The organism is Lelliottia sp. 7254-16 (assembly GCF_002922995.1).
Taxonomy (GTDB): domain Bacteria; phylum Pseudomonadota; class Gammaproteobacteria; order Enterobacterales; family Enterobacteriaceae; genus Enterobacter; species Enterobacter jeotgali.
Window position 1 is genome coordinate 207213 of sequence record NZ_PQVS01000003.1, and the last position, 22037, is coordinate 229249.

At 57.4% G+C, this 22037-nt stretch carries 16 protein-coding genes; 8 read left to right on the top strand and 8 right to left on the bottom strand.

Translation table 11 applies throughout. The features are described 5' to 3' along the window. Positions 1–54: 54 nt before the first annotated feature. The 5 genes from gsiD to iaaA are packed head-to-tail and all read right to left on the bottom strand — an operon-like array spanning position 55 to position 6324. Positions 55–966: a glutathione ABC transporter permease GsiD gene (gene gsiD / locus C3708_RS05870; RefSeq protein ID WP_095281372.1), complete on the bottom strand. Its 912-nt coding sequence runs from the start codon at positions 964–966 to the stop codon at positions 55–57. Position 967: 1 nt separating this feature from the next. Next, positions 968–1888: a glutathione ABC transporter permease GsiC gene (gene gsiC / locus C3708_RS05875; RefSeq protein ID WP_095281371.1), complete on the bottom strand. Its 921-nt coding sequence runs from the start codon at positions 1886–1888 to the stop codon at positions 968–970. Between the two features lie 48 nt (positions 1889–1936). Further along, on the bottom strand, positions 1937–3475 hold the full coding sequence (gene gsiB, locus C3708_RS05880) for a glutathione ABC transporter substrate-binding protein GsiB (RefSeq protein ID WP_103948745.1): 1539 nt from the start codon (positions 3473–3475) through the stop codon (positions 1937–1939). Positions 3476–3508: 33 nt separating this feature from the next. After that, positions 3509–5374, bottom strand: coding sequence for a glutathione ABC transporter ATP-binding protein GsiA (gsiA, locus tag C3708_RS05885; protein ID WP_103948746.1), 1866 nt, complete (start codon positions 5372–5374; stop codon positions 3509–3511). An 11-nt stretch (positions 5375–5385) separates the two neighbouring features. Then, positions 5386–6324 (bottom strand): beta-aspartyl-peptidase, encoded by a 939-nt coding sequence (iaaA, locus tag C3708_RS05890; RefSeq protein WP_103946977.1) that lies wholly within the window; start codon positions 6322–6324, stop codon positions 5386–5388. A 198-nt stretch (positions 6325–6522) separates the two neighbouring features. On the opposite strand from iaaA, the gene moeA reads away from it, so the two are divergent. Together moeA and moeB are read left to right on the top strand one after the other, a co-directional pair. Next, positions 6523–7755: a molybdopterin molybdotransferase MoeA gene (gene moeA / locus C3708_RS05900; RefSeq protein WP_103948747.1), complete on the top strand. Its 1233-nt coding sequence runs from the start codon at positions 6523–6525 to the stop codon at positions 7753–7755. Position 7756: 1 nt separating this feature from the next. Continuing rightward, positions 7757–8509 carry a molybdopterin-synthase adenylyltransferase MoeB gene (gene moeB / locus C3708_RS05905; protein ID WP_103948748.1) on the top strand — a complete coding sequence of 251 codons (753 nt, stop codon included), beginning with the start codon at positions 7757–7759 and terminating at the stop codon, positions 8507–8509. Positions 8510–8631: 122 nt separating this feature from the next. Here moeB and fsa read toward each other — a convergent pair whose 3' ends face one another. After that, positions 8632–9294: a fructose-6-phosphate aldolase gene (gene fsa, locus C3708_RS05910; RefSeq protein WP_103946978.1), complete on the bottom strand. Its 663-nt coding sequence runs from the start codon at positions 9292–9294 to the stop codon at positions 8632–8634. A 126-nt stretch (positions 9295–9420) separates the two neighbouring features. On the opposite strand from fsa, the gene C3708_RS05915 reads away from it, so the two are divergent. From C3708_RS05915 to C3708_RS05930, 4 genes are all read left to right on the top strand, one after another. Beyond that, the gene (locus C3708_RS05915) at positions 9421–10320 is read left to right on the top strand and encodes a glycyl-radical enzyme activating protein (RefSeq protein ID WP_103948749.1); all 900 of its coding nucleotides are present in this window, start codon (positions 9421–9423) and stop codon (positions 10318–10320) included. Between the two features lie 4 nt (positions 10321–10324). Continuing rightward, the gene (locus C3708_RS05920; protein ID WP_103948750.1) at positions 10325–12757 is read left to right on the top strand and encodes a formate C-acetyltransferase/glycerol dehydratase family glycyl radical enzyme; all 2433 of its coding nucleotides are present in this window, start codon (positions 10325–10327) and stop codon (positions 12755–12757) included. Positions 12758–12928: 171 nt separating this feature from the next. Beyond that, the gene (locus C3708_RS05925; RefSeq protein ID WP_103948751.1) at positions 12929–13738 is read left to right on the top strand and encodes a Cof-type HAD-IIB family hydrolase; all 810 of its coding nucleotides are present in this window, start codon (positions 12929–12931) and stop codon (positions 13736–13738) included. A 158-nt stretch (positions 13739–13896) separates the two neighbouring features. Continuing rightward, positions 13897–15153: a DUF1479 domain-containing protein gene (locus C3708_RS05930; RefSeq protein WP_103948752.1), complete on the top strand. Its 1257-nt coding sequence runs from the start codon at positions 13897–13899 to the stop codon at positions 15151–15153. Here the strand turns inward: C3708_RS05930 and C3708_RS05935 are convergent. Then, positions 15150–16223 carry a LacI family DNA-binding transcriptional regulator gene (locus tag C3708_RS05935; RefSeq protein WP_103948753.1) on the bottom strand — a complete coding sequence of 358 codons (1074 nt, stop codon included), beginning with the start codon at positions 16221–16223 and terminating at the stop codon, positions 15150–15152. The two genes, C3708_RS05930 and C3708_RS05935, sit on opposite strands and share 4 nt — an antisense overlap. A gap of 289 nt (positions 16224–16512) precedes the next feature. Here C3708_RS05935 and C3708_RS05940 point away from each other — a divergent pair, with 289 nt between their 5' ends. Together C3708_RS05940 and C3708_RS05945 are read left to right on the top strand one after the other, a co-directional pair. Continuing rightward, complete coding sequence (locus tag C3708_RS05940) at positions 16513–17814, top strand: MFS transporter (RefSeq protein WP_095281360.1); 1302 nt, start codon at positions 16513–16515, stop codon at positions 17812–17814. Between the two features lie 17 nt (positions 17815–17831). Then, the gene (locus C3708_RS05945) at positions 17832–20195 is read left to right on the top strand and encodes a TIM-barrel domain-containing protein (RefSeq protein WP_133159904.1); all 2364 of its coding nucleotides are present in this window, start codon (positions 17832–17834) and stop codon (positions 20193–20195) included. Between the two features lie 184 nt (positions 20196–20379). On the opposite strand, the gene C3708_RS05950 is transcribed toward C3708_RS05945, so the two are convergent. Beyond that, the gene (locus C3708_RS05950; protein WP_103946926.1) at positions 20380–21975 is read right to left on the bottom strand and encodes an ABC-F family ATPase; all 1596 of its coding nucleotides are present in this window, start codon (positions 21973–21975) and stop codon (positions 20380–20382) included. Positions 21976–22037: the final 62 nt, after the last annotated feature.

Below are 22037 nucleotides of genomic sequence, written 5' to 3' on the forward strand. Positions count from 1 at the left end.
GCCAGGGCCGTAGGCCGGGTAAGGCGCAGCCGCCACCCGGCACTTTCCGCCACACTACCCCTTAATCTTCGGATCCAGCGCGTCGCGTAAACCATCCCCCAACAGGTTAAACGCCAGCACCGTGAAGAAGATCGCCAGGCTCGGGAAGATCGCCACATGCGGAGCAATCACCATATCGGCTCGCGCTTCGTTGAGCATCGCGCCCCACTCCGGGGTCGGTGGCTGCGCGCCTAATCCCAGAAACGACAGGCTCGCCGCCGAGATGATCGACACGCCGATACGCATGGTGAAATAGACCACAATCGAGGAAACCGTACCGGGCAGAATATGGTTGAACAAAATCGTCGCATCGCTGGCGCCGATACTGCGCGCCGACTCGATAAAGGTCTGCTGTTTCAGCACCAGCGTATTGCCGCGCACCAGGCGGGCAAACGCCGGAATGGAAAACACCGCCACGGCGATGATTACGTTCGCCATGCCGCTGCCCATGATCGCCACCACCGCAATTGCCAGCAGAATACCGGGGAAGGCAAACAGCACGTCGCAGATGCGCATGATAATGCGGTCCCACCAGCCTTCGTAGAAACCGGCCAGCAATCCCAATACCGTACCGATGGCCGCACCGATCAGCACCGCGAAAACTCCCGCCGCCAGCGAGATTTGCGCCCCCACCAGTACCCGGCTAAAGATATCGCGCCCCAGGGAATCCACGCCAAACCAGTGCATCATCGACGGGCCGTCGTTCAGCCGATCGTAGTCGAAGTAGTTTTCGGCATCGAACGGCGTGATCCAGGGGGCCAGAATCGCCACCACGATCAGCAGTAGAACAAACAATCCGGCAGTCATCGCCACCGGCTGACGGCGAAATCGACGCCAGAACTCCAGCCACGGCGTGCGGATATGGTCCGGTTTTAACCCCGGCATAGCCTTCAGAATGGCCTGACGACGCCAGTTAAACAATCGCATCTTACTTGTACCTGATAGCCGGGTTAATGGCGGCGTAGAGCACATCCACCACTAAGTTGATAAGAATAAACTCCAGTGAAAACAGCAGCACTTCCGCCTGAATCACCGGATAGTCGCGCATGTCGACGGAATCGACCAGCAGACGACCGAGCCCCGGCCAGTTAAAGACCTTCTCCACCACAATCGAGCCGCCGAGCAAAAAGCCAAACTGCAGGCCCATCATTGTGACGACCGGAATCATCGAGTTGCGCAGGCCGTGCTTGAGGATCACCCATTTTTCGCTCACCCCTTTGGCTCGCGCGGTGCGCATGTAGTCTTCACTCAGCACATCAACGAACGAGGCACGGGTAAAGCGCGCCATCACCGCAGCCACCGCCGCGCCTAAGGTCAGCGACGGCAGGATGTAGTGCTTCCAGGTATCTGCGCCGACTGTCGGCAGCCAGCCTAGTTCGACGGAGAAGATTTGCATCAGCAGCATCCCCAGCGCAAACGCCGGGAACGAAATCCCGGTGACGGCCAGCGCCATGCCGAGCTTATCCGGCCAGCGATTGCGCCAGACGGCAGCGATAATCCCTGCCGCCAGACCGAAGATCATCGCCCAGCACATACTAGCAATCGTCAGCCAGAAGGTCGGCATAAAGCGGCTGGCGATTTCCTCGGAGACCGGACGGCGCGACACCATCGACGTACCAAAATCGCCCTGCAACACGTTAGTGATGTAATGCCAGAACTGCACATACAGCGGCCTGTCGAGACCCAGCTGCTTGCGCACCATCTCGATCACCGTCGAATCCGCTTCCGGCCCGGCGATAAGTCGAGCCGGATCGCCTGGCAGCATATGGACAAACAAAAACACCAGCACCGCCACAATCAGCAGCGTGGGGATTAAGCCCAGCAGGCGTTTAAAAACATAATTCAGCATGCCTTTCCCTCTCATCCCGCAGGCCGTCGCCCGCGGGAATGAGTTCTGTTATTTCAAATCCGCGTCATCGAAGCTGAAGCCCGTATCCGGCATGATGTAGAACCCGGTCAGCGCCTTGTTATGGGCAGAAACCAGTTTTTCGACCACCAACGGTACCCACGGCGACTCTTTCCACAGGGTATCCTGCGCATCCTTGTACAGACGCTCTTTCTCGTCGGTTTTGGTGGTTTTCAGGGCGTCAGTCAGATCTTTATCCACCTGCGGATTGCTGTAAAACGCGGTGTTGAACAGCGTCGGTGGCCAGTTCTGCGAAGCAAACAGCGGCGACAGCGCCCAGTCGGCTTCACCTGTTGAAGCCGTCCAGCCGGTGTAGAACATTCTCACGCCGCTCTCTTTCTGCCCTTTGCCTTCGACTTCAGCCGCACGCTGTCCTGCGTCCATCGCCGTCAGTTGGGCTTTGATGCCCACCTGCGCCAGTTGCTGCTGGGTGAACTGCAGCACTTTCTGCGCGGTGCTGTGATTATGCGAAGACCAGAGCGTGGTGCTAAAACCGTTCGGGAAGCCCGCCTCTTTCAGCAGCTCACGCGCTTTTGCCGGATCGTAAGGCCACGGCTTGTAGGTTTGCGCGTAGGCAATCGACGGTGGGACGATACCCGTCGCCGGCGTGGCGTAGCCCGCAAAGGCCACTTTCACCAGCGCCTGACGGTTAATGGCGTAGTTGATCGCCTCGCGCACTTTTGGATTATCAAACGGCTTTTGCGTGACGTTCATGCTGATGTAGCGCTGCATGATCGACGGGCTGGCGACCAGCTCCAGCTTGCTGTTTTTCTCCAGAATTGCAGCCTGCTCGTAAGGGATCGGGAACGCAAACTGCGCTTCACCGGTTTGCAGCATTGCGGCGCGGGAGTTGTTATCGACCACCGGACGCCAGGTGATAGAGTCCAGCTTCGGCAAGCCTTTCTGCCAGTAACCGGCGAATTTCTTCACCTTCACAAAATCGGTCTGATTCCAGGTCACCAGCTCGTACGGTCCGGTTCCGACCGGGTGGAAGCCGATCTCTTTGCCATATTTTTTCAGCGCATCCGGAGAGATCATCGCCGTCGCCGGGTGCGCCAGAATATTGATAAACGCCGAGAACGGCTCTTTCAGGGTGATTTTCACCGTCGTCGGATCGACCGCTTCGGTGCTGGCGATATTTTTATACAGGTTATAGCGCTTGAGGCTGTTTTCTTTATCGCTGGCGCGATCGAGGTTGATCTTCACCGCCTCGGCGTTGAAATCGGTCCCGTCCTGGAACTTGACGCCGCTGCGCAGTTTGATGGTGTAGACCAGCCCGTCGTCGGAGACGGTATAGCTCTCGGCCAGCACGTTTTTCAGCTTCATCTCTTTATCAAGGCCGAACAGCCCCTGATAGAACGATTTCGCCACCGCCTGCGACAGCGTATCATTGGCGTCATACGGGTCCAGCGTGGTGAAGTTGGACGCCACGGCGACCACCACATCTTTGGCAGCAAACGCGGGCGCGGTCGCCAGCGCTGCCGTCACGCTCGCGGCTAACAGCCATGAACGAGCAACAAATTTTGTCATTGTATTCTCCTGTTGTTCCCTGTCTGTCAAAGGCTATAAGCGTGAAAATGCATTGTTCTGATGCGGCGGAGCCACAAAATGTCCGGGGCCGACTTCGCGCAGAACCACACGTTCGGCCGCCTCGCCGCGTTTACGAATATTGCCGGGCATTTCATCCTGCAACAGCACGCGCTGACCGTGGCGGTGCGCGGGATCGGCCACCGGAACGGCGGCCATCAGCTTGCGGGTGTACGGATGCTGCGGGTTTTCAAACACCGCGCGGCGTGGGCCAATCTCGACGATTTGCCCCATGTACATCACCGCCACGCGATGACTGATGCGCTCCACCACCGCCATATCGTGCGAGATAAATAAGAACGCGATACCCAGCTCGCGCTGGAGATCGAGTAGCAAATTGATGATTTGCGCGCGAATAGAGACATCCAGCGCCGAGACGGACTCGTCGGCAATCACCACTTTCGGATTGAGAGCCAGCGCGCGGGCAATGCAGATGCGCTGACGCTGCCCGCCGGAAAATTCGTGCGGATAACGCCAGGCATGTTCCGGCTTTAATCCCACACGTTCCAGTAACCAGGCGACGCGACGCTGTCCCTCTTCACCTTTCAGCAGGCCATGTACCCGCAGCGGCTCCATGATCGAGTAACCGACCGTCTGGCGCGGATCGAGAGAGGCATACGGGTCCTGGAAAATAAACTGAATGTCACGACGCAGCGGCTGCAATTTACTGGCGGGCAAGGTGTCGATGCGCTCACCGTTAAAGGTAATGCTGCCTTCCTGCGACTCCACCAGCCTCAGCAATGCCCGTCCAGTGGTGGATTTCCCACAGCCGGACTCGCCCACCAGAGCCAGCGTTTCGCCCGGCCAGAGATCAAAGCTAACGTTTTCGACGGCGTGCACTTCGCGCTTCACGCGGTTGAGCAGTCCACCGCGCAGCGGGAAACGGGTCACCAGATCGCGCACCTTAAGAATCGGCTCGCCCGGTACCACTGTGTCCTGTTCGGTTTCCTCACTTTGCGCCACGCCCGGCGAAATCAGCGGGAAGCGGCGCGGTAAATCGCTGCCGTTCATCGCGCCCAGTCGCGGCACCGCCGCCAGCAGCGCTTTGGTGTAAGGATGTTCCGGCGCATGAAAAATCTGTTCCACGCTGCCGGTTTCAACGGCTTCGCCCTGGTACATCACCAGCACCCGGTCGGCAATATCCGCCACCACGCCCATATCGTGGGTGATAAAAATCACCCCCATCTCCATCTCTTGTTGCAGCACTTTGATGAGCTGGAGGATCTGCGCCTGAATGGTCACATCCAGCGCGGTAGTCGGTTCATCGGCAATCAGCACCGCCGGACGGCACGACAGCGCCATCGCGATCATCACTCGTTGGCGCATCCCGCCGGAAAGCTGATGCGGATAACGCCCGAGGATGGTTTGCGCTTCAGGAATACGCACCAGTTCCAGCATGCGTTTGGCTTCCGCCAGCGCCTGCTCGCGGTTGAGTCCCTGATGCAATCGAATCGACTCGGCAATTTGTTCGCCCACCGGAAATACCGGGTTCAGCGAGGTCATCGGTTCCTGGAAAATCATTGCCATGTCCGCGCCGCGCACACTCTGCATTTGCGACTGGCTGAGTTCGGTCAGATCGATAACCTGCTGATTGCGACGACGCAGCAGCAGACTGTCGCACTCGATAATCCCGCCCGCCTGTTCCAGCAAACGCATTAATGAGAGGGCCGTGACGGATTTACCGGAACCGGATTCACCGACAATTGCCAGCGTCTCGCCTCGCTTAAGGGAGAACGAAAGCTGTTTTACCGCCGGGACAGGCCGCCGCTCTTCCTGAAACGCAATATTCAGGTTGTGGACGGCCAGAACTTCCCGGCTATCCAGACTGTTACTGTGCGGCACTCAACATCCCCTTATTCACGATAAATTCCCGTTGATGGCGCATCACCCGCGTAACCCCACGCGCGATACATCCCTTCACTGTTAAACGGCAACGCGATGTTGCCTTCGCGATCGACGGCGATCAGCCCACCGCTGCCGCCGAGCGCAGGCAGTTTTTCCATCACCACGCGCTCGCAGGCCTCTGCGAGGCTCAAATTACCGTAATCCATTAACGCGGCGATGTCATACGCCGCCAGCGTGCGAATAAAGACTTCGCCGGTGCCGGTGCAGGAGACCGCCACGCTGGCGTTATTGGCATAACATCCCGCGCCCGGCAGAGGGCTGTCCCCTACCCGGCCAGGCAATTTGTTGGTCATACCGCCGGTCGACGTGGCTGCCGCGAGGTTGCCCTCTTTATCCAGCGCCACCGCACCGACGGTGCCCATTTTGGTGCTCTCATCCAGCGGTGCCGCGTGATCGAGTTGGGTTATCCCGGCGTCGCGCGCTTCCAGTAGTTGCTGATAACGCTCGGGCGTCGAGAAGGTATCGCCAGGCACCAGCGCCATGCCGTGTTGTGCTGCGAATTGCTCCGCCCCTGCGCCCGTCATCAGGACGTGCGGGCTTTGTTCCATCACCATACGCGCTGCCAGAATCGGATTGCGCAGATGACTAACACCCGCCACCGCGCCCGCTTTCAGGGTGTTTCCATCCATCACACAGGCGTCCAGCTCGTGAGTTTCGTCGCGGGTAAATACCGAACCAATGCCCGCATTAAATAGCGGACACTCTTCCAGCAAACGCACCGCCTCGGTGACGACATCCAGCGCGCTTTCGCCCGCCTCCAGCATCCGTTGGCCCGTTTCCACAATCGCAGACAGCGCATCAACATAGCGAATTTCCTGCTCCGGACTCAGCTTTGCTCGGGTAATCGCCCCCGCGCCGCCGTGAATTGCGATCACCGCATTACCCATTTCATCACCCATCAGCGTAAAGGCGCTGCTTTTCCTATAAATATCATTATCGTGGTCAGATCTTCAGATGAATTTTGAATATAGAAAGACGTAAGGGTGATGTAAAGGGTAAGGCCCTCTAAGCCTGTTGAGTCATACAGTTGAGAGCACTTTTCTGTCATAATGCCCACTTTCGCCGCTATCCCGCAGGAGTAACTCATGGATTTTACCGCCGGACTGATGCCGCTTGAAACGGCACTCGGACAGATGCTCGACAGAATCACCCCGCTGAAAGAGCATGAAACGCTGCCTTTGCTGCGCGGCTTTGGGCGCGTGCTGGCCAGTGACGTTGTCTCTCCGCTTAATGTGCCGGGGTTTGATAATTCGGCGATGGACGGTTACGCGGTGCGCCTTGCGGATATTCAGGCGGGAAATGCCTTACCGGTTGCCGGAAAAGCCTTCGCCGGCCAGCCCTTCTTGGGTGAGTGGCCGAAGGGTACCTGTATTCGCATAATGACCGGCGCACCGGTGCCTGACGGCTGCGACGCGGTGGTGATGCAAGAAGAGACCGAAAAGACCGACGCTGGCGTGCGCTTTACCGCCAGCGTCAAAGCGAACCAGAACATTCGCCGCGCCGGGGAGGATATCGCCCAGGGCGCGACCGTCTTCGCCGCCGGAACAAAACTGACCGTGGCGGAGCTGCCGGTGCTGGCGTCGCTCGGCATTCCTGACATCGACGTGGCGCGCAAAGTGCGCGTTGCGGTGTTCTCCACCGGCGATGAGCTACAGCTGCCGGGCCAGCCGTTGCAGGCGGGGCAAATCTACGACACCAACCGTCTGGCCGTGCATCTGATGCTGGAGCAACTGGGGTGCGAGGTGATTAACCTCGGTATTATTCCGGACGATCCGGAAAAACTGCGCGCGGCCTTTATCGAAGCGGATAAATCCGCCGACGTAGTGATCAGCTCCGGCGGCGTTTCCGTCGGCGAAGCGGATTACACCAAAACCATTCTCGACGAGCTGGGTGAAATCGGCTTCTGGAAACTGGCGATCAAACCAGGCAAACCTTTTGCCTTTGGCAAACTGGAACACAGCTGGTTCTGCGGCCTGCCGGGCAATCCGGTGTCGGCGGCACTGACGTTTTATCAGCTGGTGCAGCCGCTGCTGGCGAAACTCTCCGGTGACACGGCATCAGTCCTGCCCGTTCGTCAGCGCGTGCGTGCCGCGACAAGGCTGAAGAAATCGCCAGGGCGTCTGGATTTCCAGCGCGGCATTTTGGCACGTAATGCCAACGGCGAGCTGGAAGTGAGCACCACCGGACATCAGGGTTCGCATATCTTTAGCTCGTTCAGCCAGGGTAACTGCTTCATCGTGCTGGAGCGCGAGCGCGGGAATGTCGAAGCCGGTGAGTGGGTTGAGGTCGAAACCTTTAACCATCTGTTCGGAGGCTAAGATGGCGGTGGAGTTGAACGACCAGGAGATGCTGCGCTATAACCGCCAGATCGTCCTGCGCGGATTTGATTTCGACGGGCAAGAGGCGCTGAAAGCGGCAAACGTGCTGGTCGTCGGACTGGGTGGTTTAGGCTGCGCCGCTGCGCAATACCTGGCGGCGGCGGGCGTCGGCAGTATGACCTTGCTGGATTTTGATACCGTGTCGGTGTCGAATTTACAGCGCCAGACGCTGCACAGCGATGCGACTATTGGCGAACCGAAAGTGGTTTCGGCGCGCGACGCACTGGCGAGAATCAACCCGAACGTTCAGTTTACCCTTATCGATGCAATGCTTGACGATGCGGCGCTGTCCGCACAAATCGCGCAGCACCATATCGTGCTCGACTGTACCGACAATGTGACCGTGCGCAATCAGCTCAACGCGGGCTGTTTTGCCCATAAAACGCCGCTGATTTCCGGGGCGGCGATTCGTATGGAAGGACAGATCAGCGTCTTTACCTACGCGGATGGCGAACCGTGCTATCGCTGTCTGAGCCGACTGTTTGGCGAGAATGCCCTCACCTGCGTGGAAGCGGGCGTGATGGCGCCGCTGGTCGGGGTGATCGGTTCATTGCAGGCGATGGAAGCGATTAAAGTGCTGGCGCATTACGGCACACCGGCCGCCGGGAAAATCGTGATGTACGACGCGATGACCTGTCAGTTTCGGGAGATGAAGCTGATGCGCAATTCGGGGTGCGAGGTGTGCGGGGGTTAAAACCTGTGCTGTGCGGTCTTGTGCCCTCACCCCAGCCCTCTCCCACGGGGAGAGGGAGAAAACATTAAAAACGGCAACGATGTTGCCGTTTTGCATTTACCTCGCCATCCGGCTTATTTGCATCAAATCGACGTACGACCAAACGCACTCTGCCAGTCCTGCTCAAACTTGACCACCGCCGCGTCGACCGCTGGAGAAGTAATAAACTGCTGCGCCACGTCCAGCGGCAGGGTGATCGACTCGCAACCCGCCAGCATACAGTCCAGCGCCTGACGCGGGGTCTTGAAGCTCGCGGCCAGCACTTTGGCGTGCGGCGCGTGCAGCGTTAACAGCTGCTGAAGTTCCACCACGGTCTGAATTCCATCTCCACCCTGCGCGTCCAGGCGATTCACGTACGGCGCGACATAATCTGCACCCGCTAACGCCGACAACATCCCCTGCGCCGCGCTGTACACCGCCGTCCCGAGCGTTGGAATGCCTTCCGCTTTCAGCATTTTGATCGCCGCCAGCCCTTCTGCCGTGACCGGCACTTTCACCACCAGATCGTTAATGATGGCGCGAAGCTTACGGGCGTCTTCCACCATGCCTTCTGCGGTGGTCGCCATTACCTGCGCGAACAGACGCCCTTTTCCGCCAAGCGCGTCGTGCAGCTCTGGCAACAACACGTCCAGCGGTTTTTTACCGGCGGCGACAATGCTTGGGTTGGTCGTTACGCCCGCTAACGGGAAAATGCGTGCCAGTTTTTTGACTGCGGCTACGTCAGATGTGTCGAGATAGAATTCCATGATGTCACCCTCAAAATTAACCTGCCGTAACACTACCACGTAAAAACCTTCCTCAGAGTTGACGCACATCAAAATAACTTTCATTTGAAAGTTATTTAATCTTCATACGCAACAAGAGGCGAAAATATGATCTTCAATATTCAGCGTTACTCCACCCACGACGGCCCAGGTATTCGTACCGTGGTGTTCCTGAAGGGCTGCTCTCTCGGCTGCCGCTGGTGCCAGAACCCGGAAAGCCGCTCCCGCACGCGAGATGTGCTGTTTGATGCGCGTCTGTGCCTCGAAGGCTGCGACCTGTGCCAACAGGCGGTTCCGGGAATTATCGACCGTGCGCTGAACGGACTGATCATCCATCGCGAAAAACTCAACGAAAGCCATCTCGACGCCCTCACCGACTGCTGCCCGACCCAGGCGCTGACGGTCTGCGGCGAGGAAAAACAGGTGGCCGACATTATGGCGACTGTCCTGCGCGACAAACCCTTTTACGATCGCAGCGGCGGAGGCATCACGCTCTCCGGGGGCGAACCCTTTATGAGTCCGGAGCTTGCCCATTCGCTGTTTAAAGCCAGCCACGAACAGGGCATTCACACCGCGGTTGAAACCTGCCTGCACGTGCCGTGGAGTTATATCGAACCCTCTTTGCCGTATGTTGATCTGTTCCTCGCCGACCTGAAACACGTCGATGCCGAGGTGTTTAAACAGTGGACCGACGGCTCGGCGAAACGGGTGCTGGAGAACTTAAAACGCCTGGCCGCCGCCGGAAAACAGCTGACCATCCGCGTGCCGCTGATTCAGGGTTTTAACGCCGACGAAGCTTCGATTAAAGCCATCACCCGTTTCGCCGCCGATGAACTCAACGTCCGCGATATCCACTTTTTGCCGTACCACACCCTTGGCATGAACAAATACACCCTGCTAGGCCTTCCCTACTCTGCCCCTGACAAACCGCTCGATAACCCTGAGTTACTGGATTTTGCCCAACAGTTTGCGGCCCAGAATGGGTTGACTGCGACCTTACGAGGATAATGTTATGACACAGCTGAATCTGAACACCCTGACAGACCGCATTAAGGCGCACAAAACCGCTCTGGTGCATATCGTGAAACCGCCGGTCTGTACCGAGCGCGCGCAGCACTACACCGAAATGTACCAGCAGCACCTCGACAAACCGATCCCGGTGCGTCGTGCGCTGGCCCTGGCGCATCATCTGGCCAACCGCACCATCTGGATCAAACATGACGAGCTGATTATCGGCAACCAGGCAAGCGTTGTGCGCGCCGCGCCGATCTTCCCGGAATACACCGTCTCGTGGATTGAAAAAGAGATCGACGATCTGGCCGACCGTCCGGGCGCAGGCTTCGCGGTGAGCGAAGAGAACAAGCGCGTGCTGCACGACGTGTGCCCGTGGTGGCGCGGCCAGACGGTTCAGGATCGCTGCTACGGCATGTTTACCGACGAGCAAAAAGGGCTGCTGGAAACCGGCATCATCAAGGCCGAAGGCAACATGACCTCCGGCGATGCGCATCTGGCAGTGAATTTCCCGCTGCTGCTGGAAAAAGGCCTCGACGGCATGCGCGCCAAAGTGGCCGAGCGCCGGACTCGCATCAACCTCACCGTGCTGGAAGATTTGCACGGCGATCAGTTCCTGAAAGCGATTGATATCGTGCTGGAAGCGGTCAGCCTGCACATCCAGCGTTTTGCCGCCCTGGCACGTGAGATGGCGAGCAATGAGAGCCGCGAAAGCCGCCGCAACGAGCTGCTGGCAATGGCGGAAAACTGTGATCTGATCGCTCACGAGCCGCCAAAAACCTTCTGGCAGGCGCTGCAGCTGTGCTATTTCATCCAGCTGATTCTGCAAATTGAGTCCAACGGCCACTCGGTGTCGTTTGCGCGTATGGACCAGTATCTCTATCCGTTCTACCGCCGCGACGTGGAGCTGAACAACACCCTGGCGCGTGAAAAGGCCATTGAACTGCTGCACAGCTGCTGGCTGAAACTGCTGGAAGTGAACAAGATCCGCTCCGGCTCGCACTCGAAAGCGTCGGCGGGCAGCCCGCTGTATCAGAACGTCACTATCGGCGGGCAGAAACTGGTGAACGGCGAGCCGATGGATGCGGTGAACCCGCTCTCCTACGCGATTCTGGAATCCTGCGGTCGTCTGCGCTCCACCCAGCCAAACCTGAGCGTGCGTTATCACGCGGGGATGAGCAACGACTTCCTCGACGCCTGCGTGCAGGTGATCCGCTGCGGCTTCGGGATGCCAGCGTTTAACAACGACGAAATTGTTATCTCCGAGTTCATCAAACTCGGCGTCGAAAAAGAGGATGCTTACGATTACGCGGCAATCGGCTGCATCGAAACCGCCGTCGGCGGCAAGTGGGGCTATCGCTGCACCGGCATGAGCTTTATCAACTTCGCCCGCGTGATGCTGGCAGCGATGGAAGGTGGCCGCGATGCCACCAGCGGCAAGGTGTTCCTGCCTCAGAACAAAGCGCTGTCGGCGGGTAACTTCGAGAACTTCGACGAAGTGATGGCAGCCTGGGATCACCAGATCCGTTACTACACGCGTAAATCGATCGAAATCGAGTACGTGGTCGACACCATGCTGGAGGAAAACGTCCACGATATTCTCTGCTCGGCGCTGGTGGATGACTGCATCGAGCGCGCAAAAAGCATCAAACAAGGCGGCGCGAAATATGACTGGGTGTCCGGTTTGCAGGTCGGTATCGCCAACCTCGGCAACAGCCTGGCGGCGGTGAAAAAACTGGTGTTCGAACAGGGAGCCATTGGTCAGCAGCAGCTGGCAAAGGCGTTGGCGGATGACTACGACGGCCTGACCCATGAGCAGCTGCGCCAGCGTTTGATCAACGGCGCACCGAAATACGGTAATGACGATGACAGCGTGGATCTTCTGCTGGCCCGTGCGTATGAAACCTATATCGAAGAGCTGAAGCAGTACCACAACCCGCGCTACGGTCGTGGTCCGATTGGCGGGAATTACTACGCGGGTACCTCGTCCATTTCCGCGAACGTGCCGTTTGGCGCAGCGACGATGGCAACGCCGGATGGCCGTAAGGCCCATACGCCGCTGGCGGAAGGGGCAAGTCCGGCTTCCGGTACCGATCACCTCGGCCCAACGGCGGTGATCGGCTCGGTCGGCAAACTGCCAACCGAGGCGATTCTGGGCGGCGTGCTGCTGAACCAGAAGCTGAACCCGGCGACGCTGGAAAACGATTCAGACCGCCAGAAACTGATGGTGCTCCTGCGTACCTTCTTCGAGGTGCATAAAGGCTGGCATATTCAGTACAACATCGTGTCGCGCGAGACGCTGCTGGAAGCGAAGAAACATCCTGACCAGTATCGTGACCTGGTGGTGCGCGTCGCGGGCTATTCCGCATTCTTCACCGCCCTGTCGCCAGATGCGCAGGACGATATTATCGCCCGTACTGAGCATACGCTTTAACCTTCACGCCCGGTGGCGCTACGCTTACCGGGCCTACATGTTTCTCCCCGTAGGCCGGGTAAGGCGCAGCCGCCACCCGGCGCCTTTACTTTCATTCGAAATAAATTTGTGGTTCGGGTCACATTGTTATTAGAATGTTGCTGGTCGCAGTAATATTCTGGAGAGCAATGTATGACCGTAAAAGTTATCGTCACCGATATGGACGGAACTTTCCTTGATGACGCCAAGCAGTACGATCGTGAACGCTTTATGGCGCAATTTCAGCAGCTTCAGGCCCGCGACATCGAGTTCGTGGTCGCCAGCGGGAATCAGTATTACCAGCTCATCTCCTTCTTCCCGGAACTGAAAGAACAGATCTCCTTCGTGGCGGAAAACGGCGCTCTGGTCTTCGATCACGGCGAGCAAATTTTTCACGGCGAACTGACGCGTCACGAATCTCAGATCGTGATCGGCGAATTACTGAAAGACAAACAGCTCAACTTCGTCGCCTGCGGGCTGGAGAGCGCCTACGTCAGCAAAAACGCGCCGGACGAGTTTGTCGCACTGATGTCAAAACACTACCACCGCTTACAGCGCATCAGCGATTATCAGGAGATCGACGATGTACTGTTTAAGTTCTCCCTGAACCTGCCGGACAGCGATATCCCTGATCTGATCGATAAACTGCACGTCTCGTTAGACGGCATCATGAAACCGGTCACCAGCGGCTTCGGCTTTGTTGATTTGATCATTCCTGGCCTGCATAAAGCCAACGGGATCAGCCGCCTGCTGAAACGCTGGAATGTCTCTCCTCAGGAGTGCGTGGCGATTGGCGACAGCGGCAACGATGCGGAGATGCTCAAGCTGGTGAAATACTCGTTCGCTATGGGCAATGCGGCGGAAAGCATCAAAACCATCAGTAAATTCAACACCGATGACAATAACCACCAGGGTGCGCTGTACGTCATTCAGGCCGTGCTCGACAATACTGCTCCGTTTTAACCTCTGATTTCCTCTCTCGCCGGGGTAATACTCCGGCAGATCACTCTTTTTCCATCCTGTGCTATCCGTCAAGTTTTTAAACTTGCATTAACTTATTTTTAACTTAAAGTATCACTTGTAGATACTTTTACTTTCGAATGAAAGATAGCGAGGCAGTTATGACCTTCTCCAGTGAAATTTTGCCTGCGGACCACAAAGCCGCCATTCGCCAGTTGAAACGCGAGTTGCGTGCGCAGATCGGCGACGTTCAGGCTGTGTTTGACCAGCTCAGCGACAAAATCGCCACTCGCGTGGCGGAAATCAACGCCCTGAAAACCAAGGGTGAAAGTGTGTGGCCGGTCATTCCGTTTGAGGATGTGAAGAACGGGAAGATCACGACGGCGCAGCGTGAAGCCGTAAAACGCCGTGGATGCGCGGTGATCAAAGGTCATTTCCCGCGCGAGCAGGCGCTGGCGTGGGATAACTCGATGCTCGACTATCTCGATCTCAACCAGTTTGACGAGGTGTACAAAGGGCCGGGGGATAACTTCTTCGGCACTCTGACCGCGTCGCGTCCGGAAATTTTCCCGATCTACTGGTCACAGGCACAGATGCAGGCGCGTCAGAGCGAAGAGATGGCGCAGGTGCAGTCGTTCCTGAACCGTTTGTGGACTTTCGAGAGCAACGGCAAACAGTGGTTCAACCCGGATGTCAGCGTGATCTACCCGGATCGCATCCGCCGTCGTCCGCCGGGCACCACCTCGAAAGGACTGGGTGCGCATACGGATTCTGGCGCGCTGGAGCGCTGGCTGCTCCCGGCCTATCAGCAGGTGTTTGCCCGCGTGTTTGACGGGAATGTCGATCAGTACGATCCGTGGAATGCGGCGCACCGTACCGAAGTGGAAGAGTACACCGTGGATAACACCACCAAATGTTCGGTGTTCCGTACCTTCCAGGGCTGGACCGCGCTGTCGGATATGATCCCGAACCAGGGCCTGCTGCATGTGGTGCCGATCCCGGAAGCGATGGCCTACATTCTGCTGCGTCCACTGCTGGACGATGTGCCGGAAGATGAACTCTGCGGCGTTGCGCCAGGGCGCGTGCTGCCGGTCTCCGAGAAGTGGCATCCGCTTCTTATCGAAGCGCTGACCAGTATTCCGGCGCTGGAAGCGGGCGATTCCGTGTGGTGGCATTGCGATGTGATCCACTCGGTCGCGCCGGTGGATAATCAGCAGGGTTGGGGCAACGTGATGTACATTCCTGCCGCACCGATGTGCGAGAAAAACCTCGCTTACGCGCAGAAAGTGAAAGCGGCGCTGGAAACCGGCGCGTCCCCGGGTGATTTCCCGCGCGAAGATTACGAGAAAACCTGGCAGGACCGCTTTACCCTGAACGATCTCAATATCCACGGGAAACGCGCGCTCGGCATGGCCTAAGCGTCGTAAAGCCCCTCCCGTTCCACGGCGGTGCGTCGTTTCCCCTGACGTATCCGCCGTACCGACTCCCGCACCGTCAGCGTACCGTTCAGCAACAACGTGCCGACCGGCGCGTCCGGGCGCATCAGCCTTTGCTGGAGCATATGCACTGCTTCAGTTCCCAGCTCATCACGCGGAACATGTACTGCCGTTAACGGCACATCCTGAATCGCGGCCAGATTAAACCCGTCGATACTCATCACCGACACATCCTGCGGGACGCGCAGACCGTGCTTTTGTAGCGCGCTAATAGTGCCCGCCGCCATAAAATCCCCACCAACCAAAAACGCCGTCGGCAGCGCTTTTTCCGCCATCTGACTCAGCCACTCGCTCACCTGCTGCTCAGTCTCTTTGGCGCTGAAACTCGGCACCACCAACAGATCGCGTTTGTCGTTAAACTTCAGATTATGACCGCGCCACGCATCGCGGATGCCCGCCAGACGCAGCTCCATTGTGTAGCGGCGCAGACACAGAACGTTCATCACCTCGCGATGGCCCATCTCGAACAAATACTCTGCCGCCCGCTCGCCAATAGCGCGATGGTCTGGCGCCACGGCCGGCAGGCGCATCCGCTGGTCCCGGCAGTTAATCAGCATGCAGGGCTTGCCAATATCGACGGCCAGATCGTGAATATGCGGATCGTCGATGCCGAGCAGAATCGCCGCCTGGGTGTCGGTTTCATTCATTCGCGCGAGGAACAGCTGCGCGTCACTGTCGTTTTCTTCCAGTGCGCAATAGCGAAGCCGGACTTCATGAGACGCCAGCCCTTTGCTGACACTCTGGATCACGCGGTAGTAAAAGATATCAGACCGCTCATCAAACGCGCGCTGCGGGGCGAAGACCACCAGGCTGTTGAGCAACAAACGTCCAGCGGCCATACCGTCCATGACGCCCAGCTCCCGCGCACATTCCAGCACTTTGGTTCGCGCTTTTTCACTGGTGTTCGACTTCCCGGCCAGCACGCGAGAAACGGTGCTGATCGAAAGCTGCGTGCGGGAGGCGATTTCAGCGATTTTGAGTCTTTTATCCATTTTGTGATCTCGCTCCATTTGCTAAATGAAAAAATTTTCATAACGTGAGATTGCGGTAACAGCAGGCTGTATCGGCATCATGCCAAACTTCGACGCATACCTATGAGAAAGCTTGCACAAAATCCACTATTTCCCGTCCATTTTCTCCCTTAAGGTGAACTTGTCACACCACTTCCATACTAGTTGTATAGCAACTTGAAGTGATAAAACCGATAACGATCAAAGGCATAAAAACCGGTGTGACACCCGATACGTTCATCCCCTTACCGTCCGTCTTGTGGAGAGAAAAATGAGTCAGGACATTAATACCCCTGTCGTGGCGAGCAAAACCCGCCGCGTCGTGAAGAATCTGCGCTGGTACGTGCTGGTGCTGTTTTTACTGGGCGTCACCGTTAACTACATCACCCGAAACTCGTTAGGTATTCTGGCCCCAGAGCTGAAAGAGAGCATGGGGATCACCACCGAACAGTACTCCTGGATCGTCGGTGCCTTCCAGATTGCTTATACCCTGTTCCAGCCCCTGTGCGGCTGGCTGATTGACGTAATTGGCCTGAAGATTGGCTTTATGGTCTGCGCCGGGATTTGGGCGCTGATGTGCATTTTCCACGCTGGGGCAAACAGCTGGCTGCATCTGGCCATCTTGCGCTTCTTTATGGGCGCATCAGAAGCGGCCGCGACTCCGGCGAACGCCAAAACCATCGGGGAGTGGTTCCCGAAATCTGAGCGTCCGGTGGCTGCCGGTTGGGCAGGTGTCGGGTTCTCGATTGGGGCGATGCTCGCCCCGCCGATCATCTACTTCGCTCACGCCTCCTTCGGCTGGCAGGGCGCGTTTATGTTTACCGGCGTGCTGGCCCTGCTGTGGGTGATTCTGTGGTGGGCGTTCTACCACAACCCTGAGCAGCACCCGAATCTGGGCAAGGACGAACTGGACTACATCAAGCAGGATAACGAACCGCCTGCCGTGCGACTACCGTTCCTGACCGCGCTGAAAACCGTCTCCAAAAACAAACGCTTTTACGGAATTGCTATTCCCGCCTTTATGGCGGAACCGGCCTGGGCCGTGCTGAGTTTCTGGGTGCCGCTGTATCTGGCGAAAGAGCACGGCATGGACCTGAAACAGATTGCGATGTTCGCCTGGCTGCCGTTCCTCGCCGCCGATCTGGGCAGCGTGGTCAGCGGCTACCTCACCCGCCTCTATACCCGCTGGTTCGGCTGCACCCGCGTGAACTCCGTCGTGGCAAGCTCCGTTACCGGTGCGTTCCTGATGATCTCCCTGGCCGCTGTCGCCATCACCCGTGACCCGTATATCACCATCGTGCTGATCTCCATCGGCGGTTTCGGCCATCAAATCATCTCCTGCATGTTAAGCGCCCTGGTGGTGGAGTCGTTCGACAAAGGCCAAATGGCCACCGTCAACGGCATGCGCGGCTCGGCGGCGTGGATCGCAAGCTTCCTGTTCTCGCTGCTAATTGGTGTGACCGCCGACAAAATCGGCTTCAACCCGCTCTTTATTGCCATGGGTTTCTTTGACCTGATTGGCGCTGTTTTCCTGGTGGCATTTATTGCTGAACGTCGCGCCAAGCGCGCCTGATAGTGGATGTATTGCATATGAAAACCCTGAAAAACTGGACCCTACTTGAACAGTCCGCGAACCATCTGGAACTGTTGGTCGATAGCCAGCACCGTCTGTGCCTGTATGTGCTGGAACAGAATCTGTTCCGCGTGCTGATCAAACCCAAAGGCGAGCTGTCGCTGGATAAAACCTGGAGCATCGCGCCAGATAAGGATGTGCCGTGGGAAGGTCGCCAGCGCGACGATCTCAGCGGATTTACCTGCCCGACATGGACGCTGACCCAGCAGGACGACACTCTGGTGGTTGCCACCGAACAGCTGCGCGTGACTGTCCATCAGCCTCTGTGGCTAGAGTGGCATTACCGTAATGAAGCCGGTGAGTGGCAGGAACTGGCGCACGACCGCCCGACCAGCGCCTACCTGCTGAACGCCCACGGCGACGGCGCAGCGCACTATCTCAGCCGTCGCAAGGACGAGCGTTTTTACGGTCTGGGCGAGAAAGCGGGCGATTTGCAGCGCAACGGTAAACGCTACGAGATGCGTAACCTTGACGCGATGGGCTATAACGCGGTCAGCACCGACCCGCTGTACAAGCATATTCCGTTCACCATCACCCGCCGCGACGACGTGAGCTACGGTTTGTTTTACGACAACCTGAGCAGCTGCTGGCTGGATCTGGGCAACGAAATCGACAACTACCACACGGCGTATCGCCGCTGGCAGGCCGAAGCGGGCGATATCGATTACTATATTTTCACCGGGAAACGCGTGCTGGACGTGACCAAAGCCTTTGTTCGTCTGACCGGGAAAACCCTGTTTGGCCCGAAATGGAGCCTCGGCTACAGCGGATCGACCATGCACTACACCGACGCACCGGACGCGCAAAATCAGCTGATGAACTTCATTCGCCTGTGCGAAGAGCACGCAATTCCGTGCGATTCGTTCCAGCTGTCGTCCGGGTATACCTCGATCAACGGCAAGCGTTACGTCTTCAACTGGAACTACGACAAAGTGCCGCAGCCGAAGGTGATGAGCCAGGCGTTCCACGACGCAGGCCTGAAGCTCGCGGCGAACATCAAGCCGTGCCTGCTGCAGGATCATCCACGCTATAACGAAGTGGCAGAACGCGGCTTGTTTATCCGTGATTCAGAAACCGATGCGCCAGAACGTTCCAGCTTCTGGGATGACGAAGGGTCGCACCTCGACTTTACCCATCCGCAGACCATTCAGTGGTGGCAGGAAGGCGTAACCACGCAACTGCTGGAAATGGGTATCGACTCCACCTGGAACGACAACAACGAGTTTGAAGTCTGGGACGGGGAAGCACGCTGCCACGGATTTGGTCAGGAGATTGCGATCAAGCATATCCGCCCGGTGATGCCGTTGCTGATGATGCGCGCCTCGATGGAAGCTCAGCAGCGTTTTGCCCCGGACAAACGTCCGTACCTGATCTCCCGCTCCGGCTGCGCCGGGATGCAGCGCTACGTTCAGACCTGGAGCGGCGACAACCGCACCAACTGGGACACCCTTCGCTATAACACCCGCATGGGGCTGGGCATGAGCCTCTCCGGGCTGTTTAACGTCGGACACGATGTCGGCGGTTTCTCTGGCGATAAACCAGATGCCGAGCTGTTTGTGCGCTGGGTGCAAAACGGCGTGATGCATCCGCGCTTTACCATTCACTCATGGAATGACGATCACACTGTGAATGAGCCGTGGATGTATCCGGGCGTGACACCTGCCATTCGCGGTGCGATTGAACTGCGCTATCGCCTGCTGCCGTATCTCTACACCCTGCTGTGGCAGGCCCATGCAGATGACGAGCCGATGCTGCGCCCGACCTTCCTCGATCACGAGCATGACGCGCAAACGTTCGAAGAGTGTGACGATTTCCTGCTGGGTCGCGATGTGCTGGTTGCCAGCGTGGTCGAACAAGGCCAGCGCGAGCGCCGCCTCTGGCTGCCGGATAACGAAACCGGCTGGTACGATTTTTACACTCACGAATGGTTCTCCGGCGGTCAGTGGATCGTCCGTGATGCACCATTGGAAAAACTGCCGCTACTGGTACGCGCCGGTGCGGGTCTGCCGCTCAGCGAACGCATCACCCATGTGAGCGCCGCGAAAGACGATACCCGCGAGCTGAAATTGTTCCCGCTGAAAGGCGTGGGTACGACATCTGGCCTGCTGTTTGAAGACGACGGCGAAAGCTGGGGTTATCAGAAAGGCAATGCGCTGTGGCTGGAGTGGGAGATGGTGTGCGAAGGCTCCACTATCAACCTGAACGTGACGGCGCGCGGGGATTATCGTCCGGCGTGGAAAGCGCTGAAGGTGTCGTTACCAGTGGGTGAGAAACGTCAGTTGTTGATCAACGGGATTGAGCAGAGTGAGTGGGCTTTGTAGCCGTTGATTGCCGGGTGGCGGCTTCGCCTTACCCGGCCTACGGGATCGGTGTGGTTTGATGCCCTCACCCCGCCCCTCTCCCACGTGGAGAGGGAGAAAACATTAAAAACGGCAACCCTTGGGTTGCCGTTTTGCATTGACCTTGTAGGCCGGGTAAGCGTGAGCGCCACCCGGCTTTACTGCATTAATTATCGATACCTTTACTACGCAGGTAATCTTCGTAATTACCGGTGAAGTCCACGATGCGTTCCGGCGTAATCTCAATCACGCGGGTCGCCAGGGAGCTCACAAACTCACGGTCGTGGGAAACGAAGATCAGGGTGCCCTGATACATTTCCAGCGCCATGTTCAGCGATTCGATAGATTCCATATCCAGGTGGTTGGTCGGTTCGTCCATGATGAGGATGTTTGGTTTTTCCATCATCAGTTTACCGAACAGCATGCGACCCTTTTCACCACCAGAAAGCACTTTAGCAGGCTTTTTGATGTCGTCCTGGCTGAACAGCAGACGGCCCAGAATACCGCGCACGACCTGCTCGTCGTCGCCTTCCTGCTTCCACTGGCTCATCCAGTCGAAGACGGTCAGATCGTTTTCGAATTCGTATTCGTGATCCTGCGCGTAATAACCAAGCTGGGCGTTTTCAGACCATTTCACCGTACCGTGGTCAGGCGTCAGTTCGCCCACCAGGGTTTTCAGCAGGGTTGATTTACCCACGCCGTTCGCACCCAGTACCGCAATCTTCTCGCCCACTTCCAGCAGCAGATTGAGTTTTTTGAACAGCGGGCCATTATCAAAACCTTTCGCCAGCGCTTCCACTTCCAGCGCATTACGGAACAGTTTCTTGTCCTGCTCGAAGCGAATGAACGGGTTCTGACGGCTGGAAGCTTTCACTTCATCCAGCTTAATTTTGTCAATCTGACGCGCACGAGAAGTTGCCTGACGTGACTTAGAGGCGTTGGCGCTAAAGCGGCTGACGAAGGATTGCAGATCAGCAATCTGCGCTTTTTTCTTGGCGTTATCAGACAACAGGCGTTCACGCGCCTGAGTCGCCGCCGTCATGTACTCGTCGTAGTTGCCCGGATAAACGCGCAGCTCGCCGTAGTCCAGATCGGCCATGTGGGTGCAGACCATGTTCAGGAAGTGACGGTCGTGCGAAATGATGATCATGGTGCTGCCACGTTCGTTCAGCACCTGCTCCAGCCAGCGAATGGTGTCGATGTCCAGGTTGTTCGTCGGTTCATCGAGCAGCAGAATTTCTGGATTGGAGAACAGCGCCTGCGCCAGAAGCACACGCAGCTTCCAGCCTGGTGCGACTTCGCTCATCAGGCCGTAATGTTGCTCCACCGGAATACCGACGCCGAGCAGCAGTTCACCGGCACGTGACTCCGCAGAGTAGCCGTCCATTTCACCGTAAAGCACTTCGAGATCGGCCACTTTATAGCCGTCCTCTTCGCTCATTTCAGCCAGCGCGTAGATGCGGTCGCGCTCTTGCTTCACTTCCCACAGTTCCCCGTGTCCCATGATCACGGTGTCGAGCACTGAAAACTCTTCAAAGGCGAACTGATCCTGACGCAGCTTACCGAGGCGCTCATTAGGGTCGAGCGACACGTTGCCAAGCGTCGGCTCTAAATCGCCGCCGAGAATTTTCATAAAGGTGGATTTTCCGCTACCGTTGGCACCAATCAGGCCGTAACGGTTGCCGCCGCCAAATTTGACGGAAATGTTTTCGAACAGCGGCTTACTGCCAAACTGCATAGTGATGTTGCTGGTAACTAACACGGAGAGATTCCTGCGAAAAAGTGTGATAAACACGGCATTATGCCACAATTCCGAATTGAGAT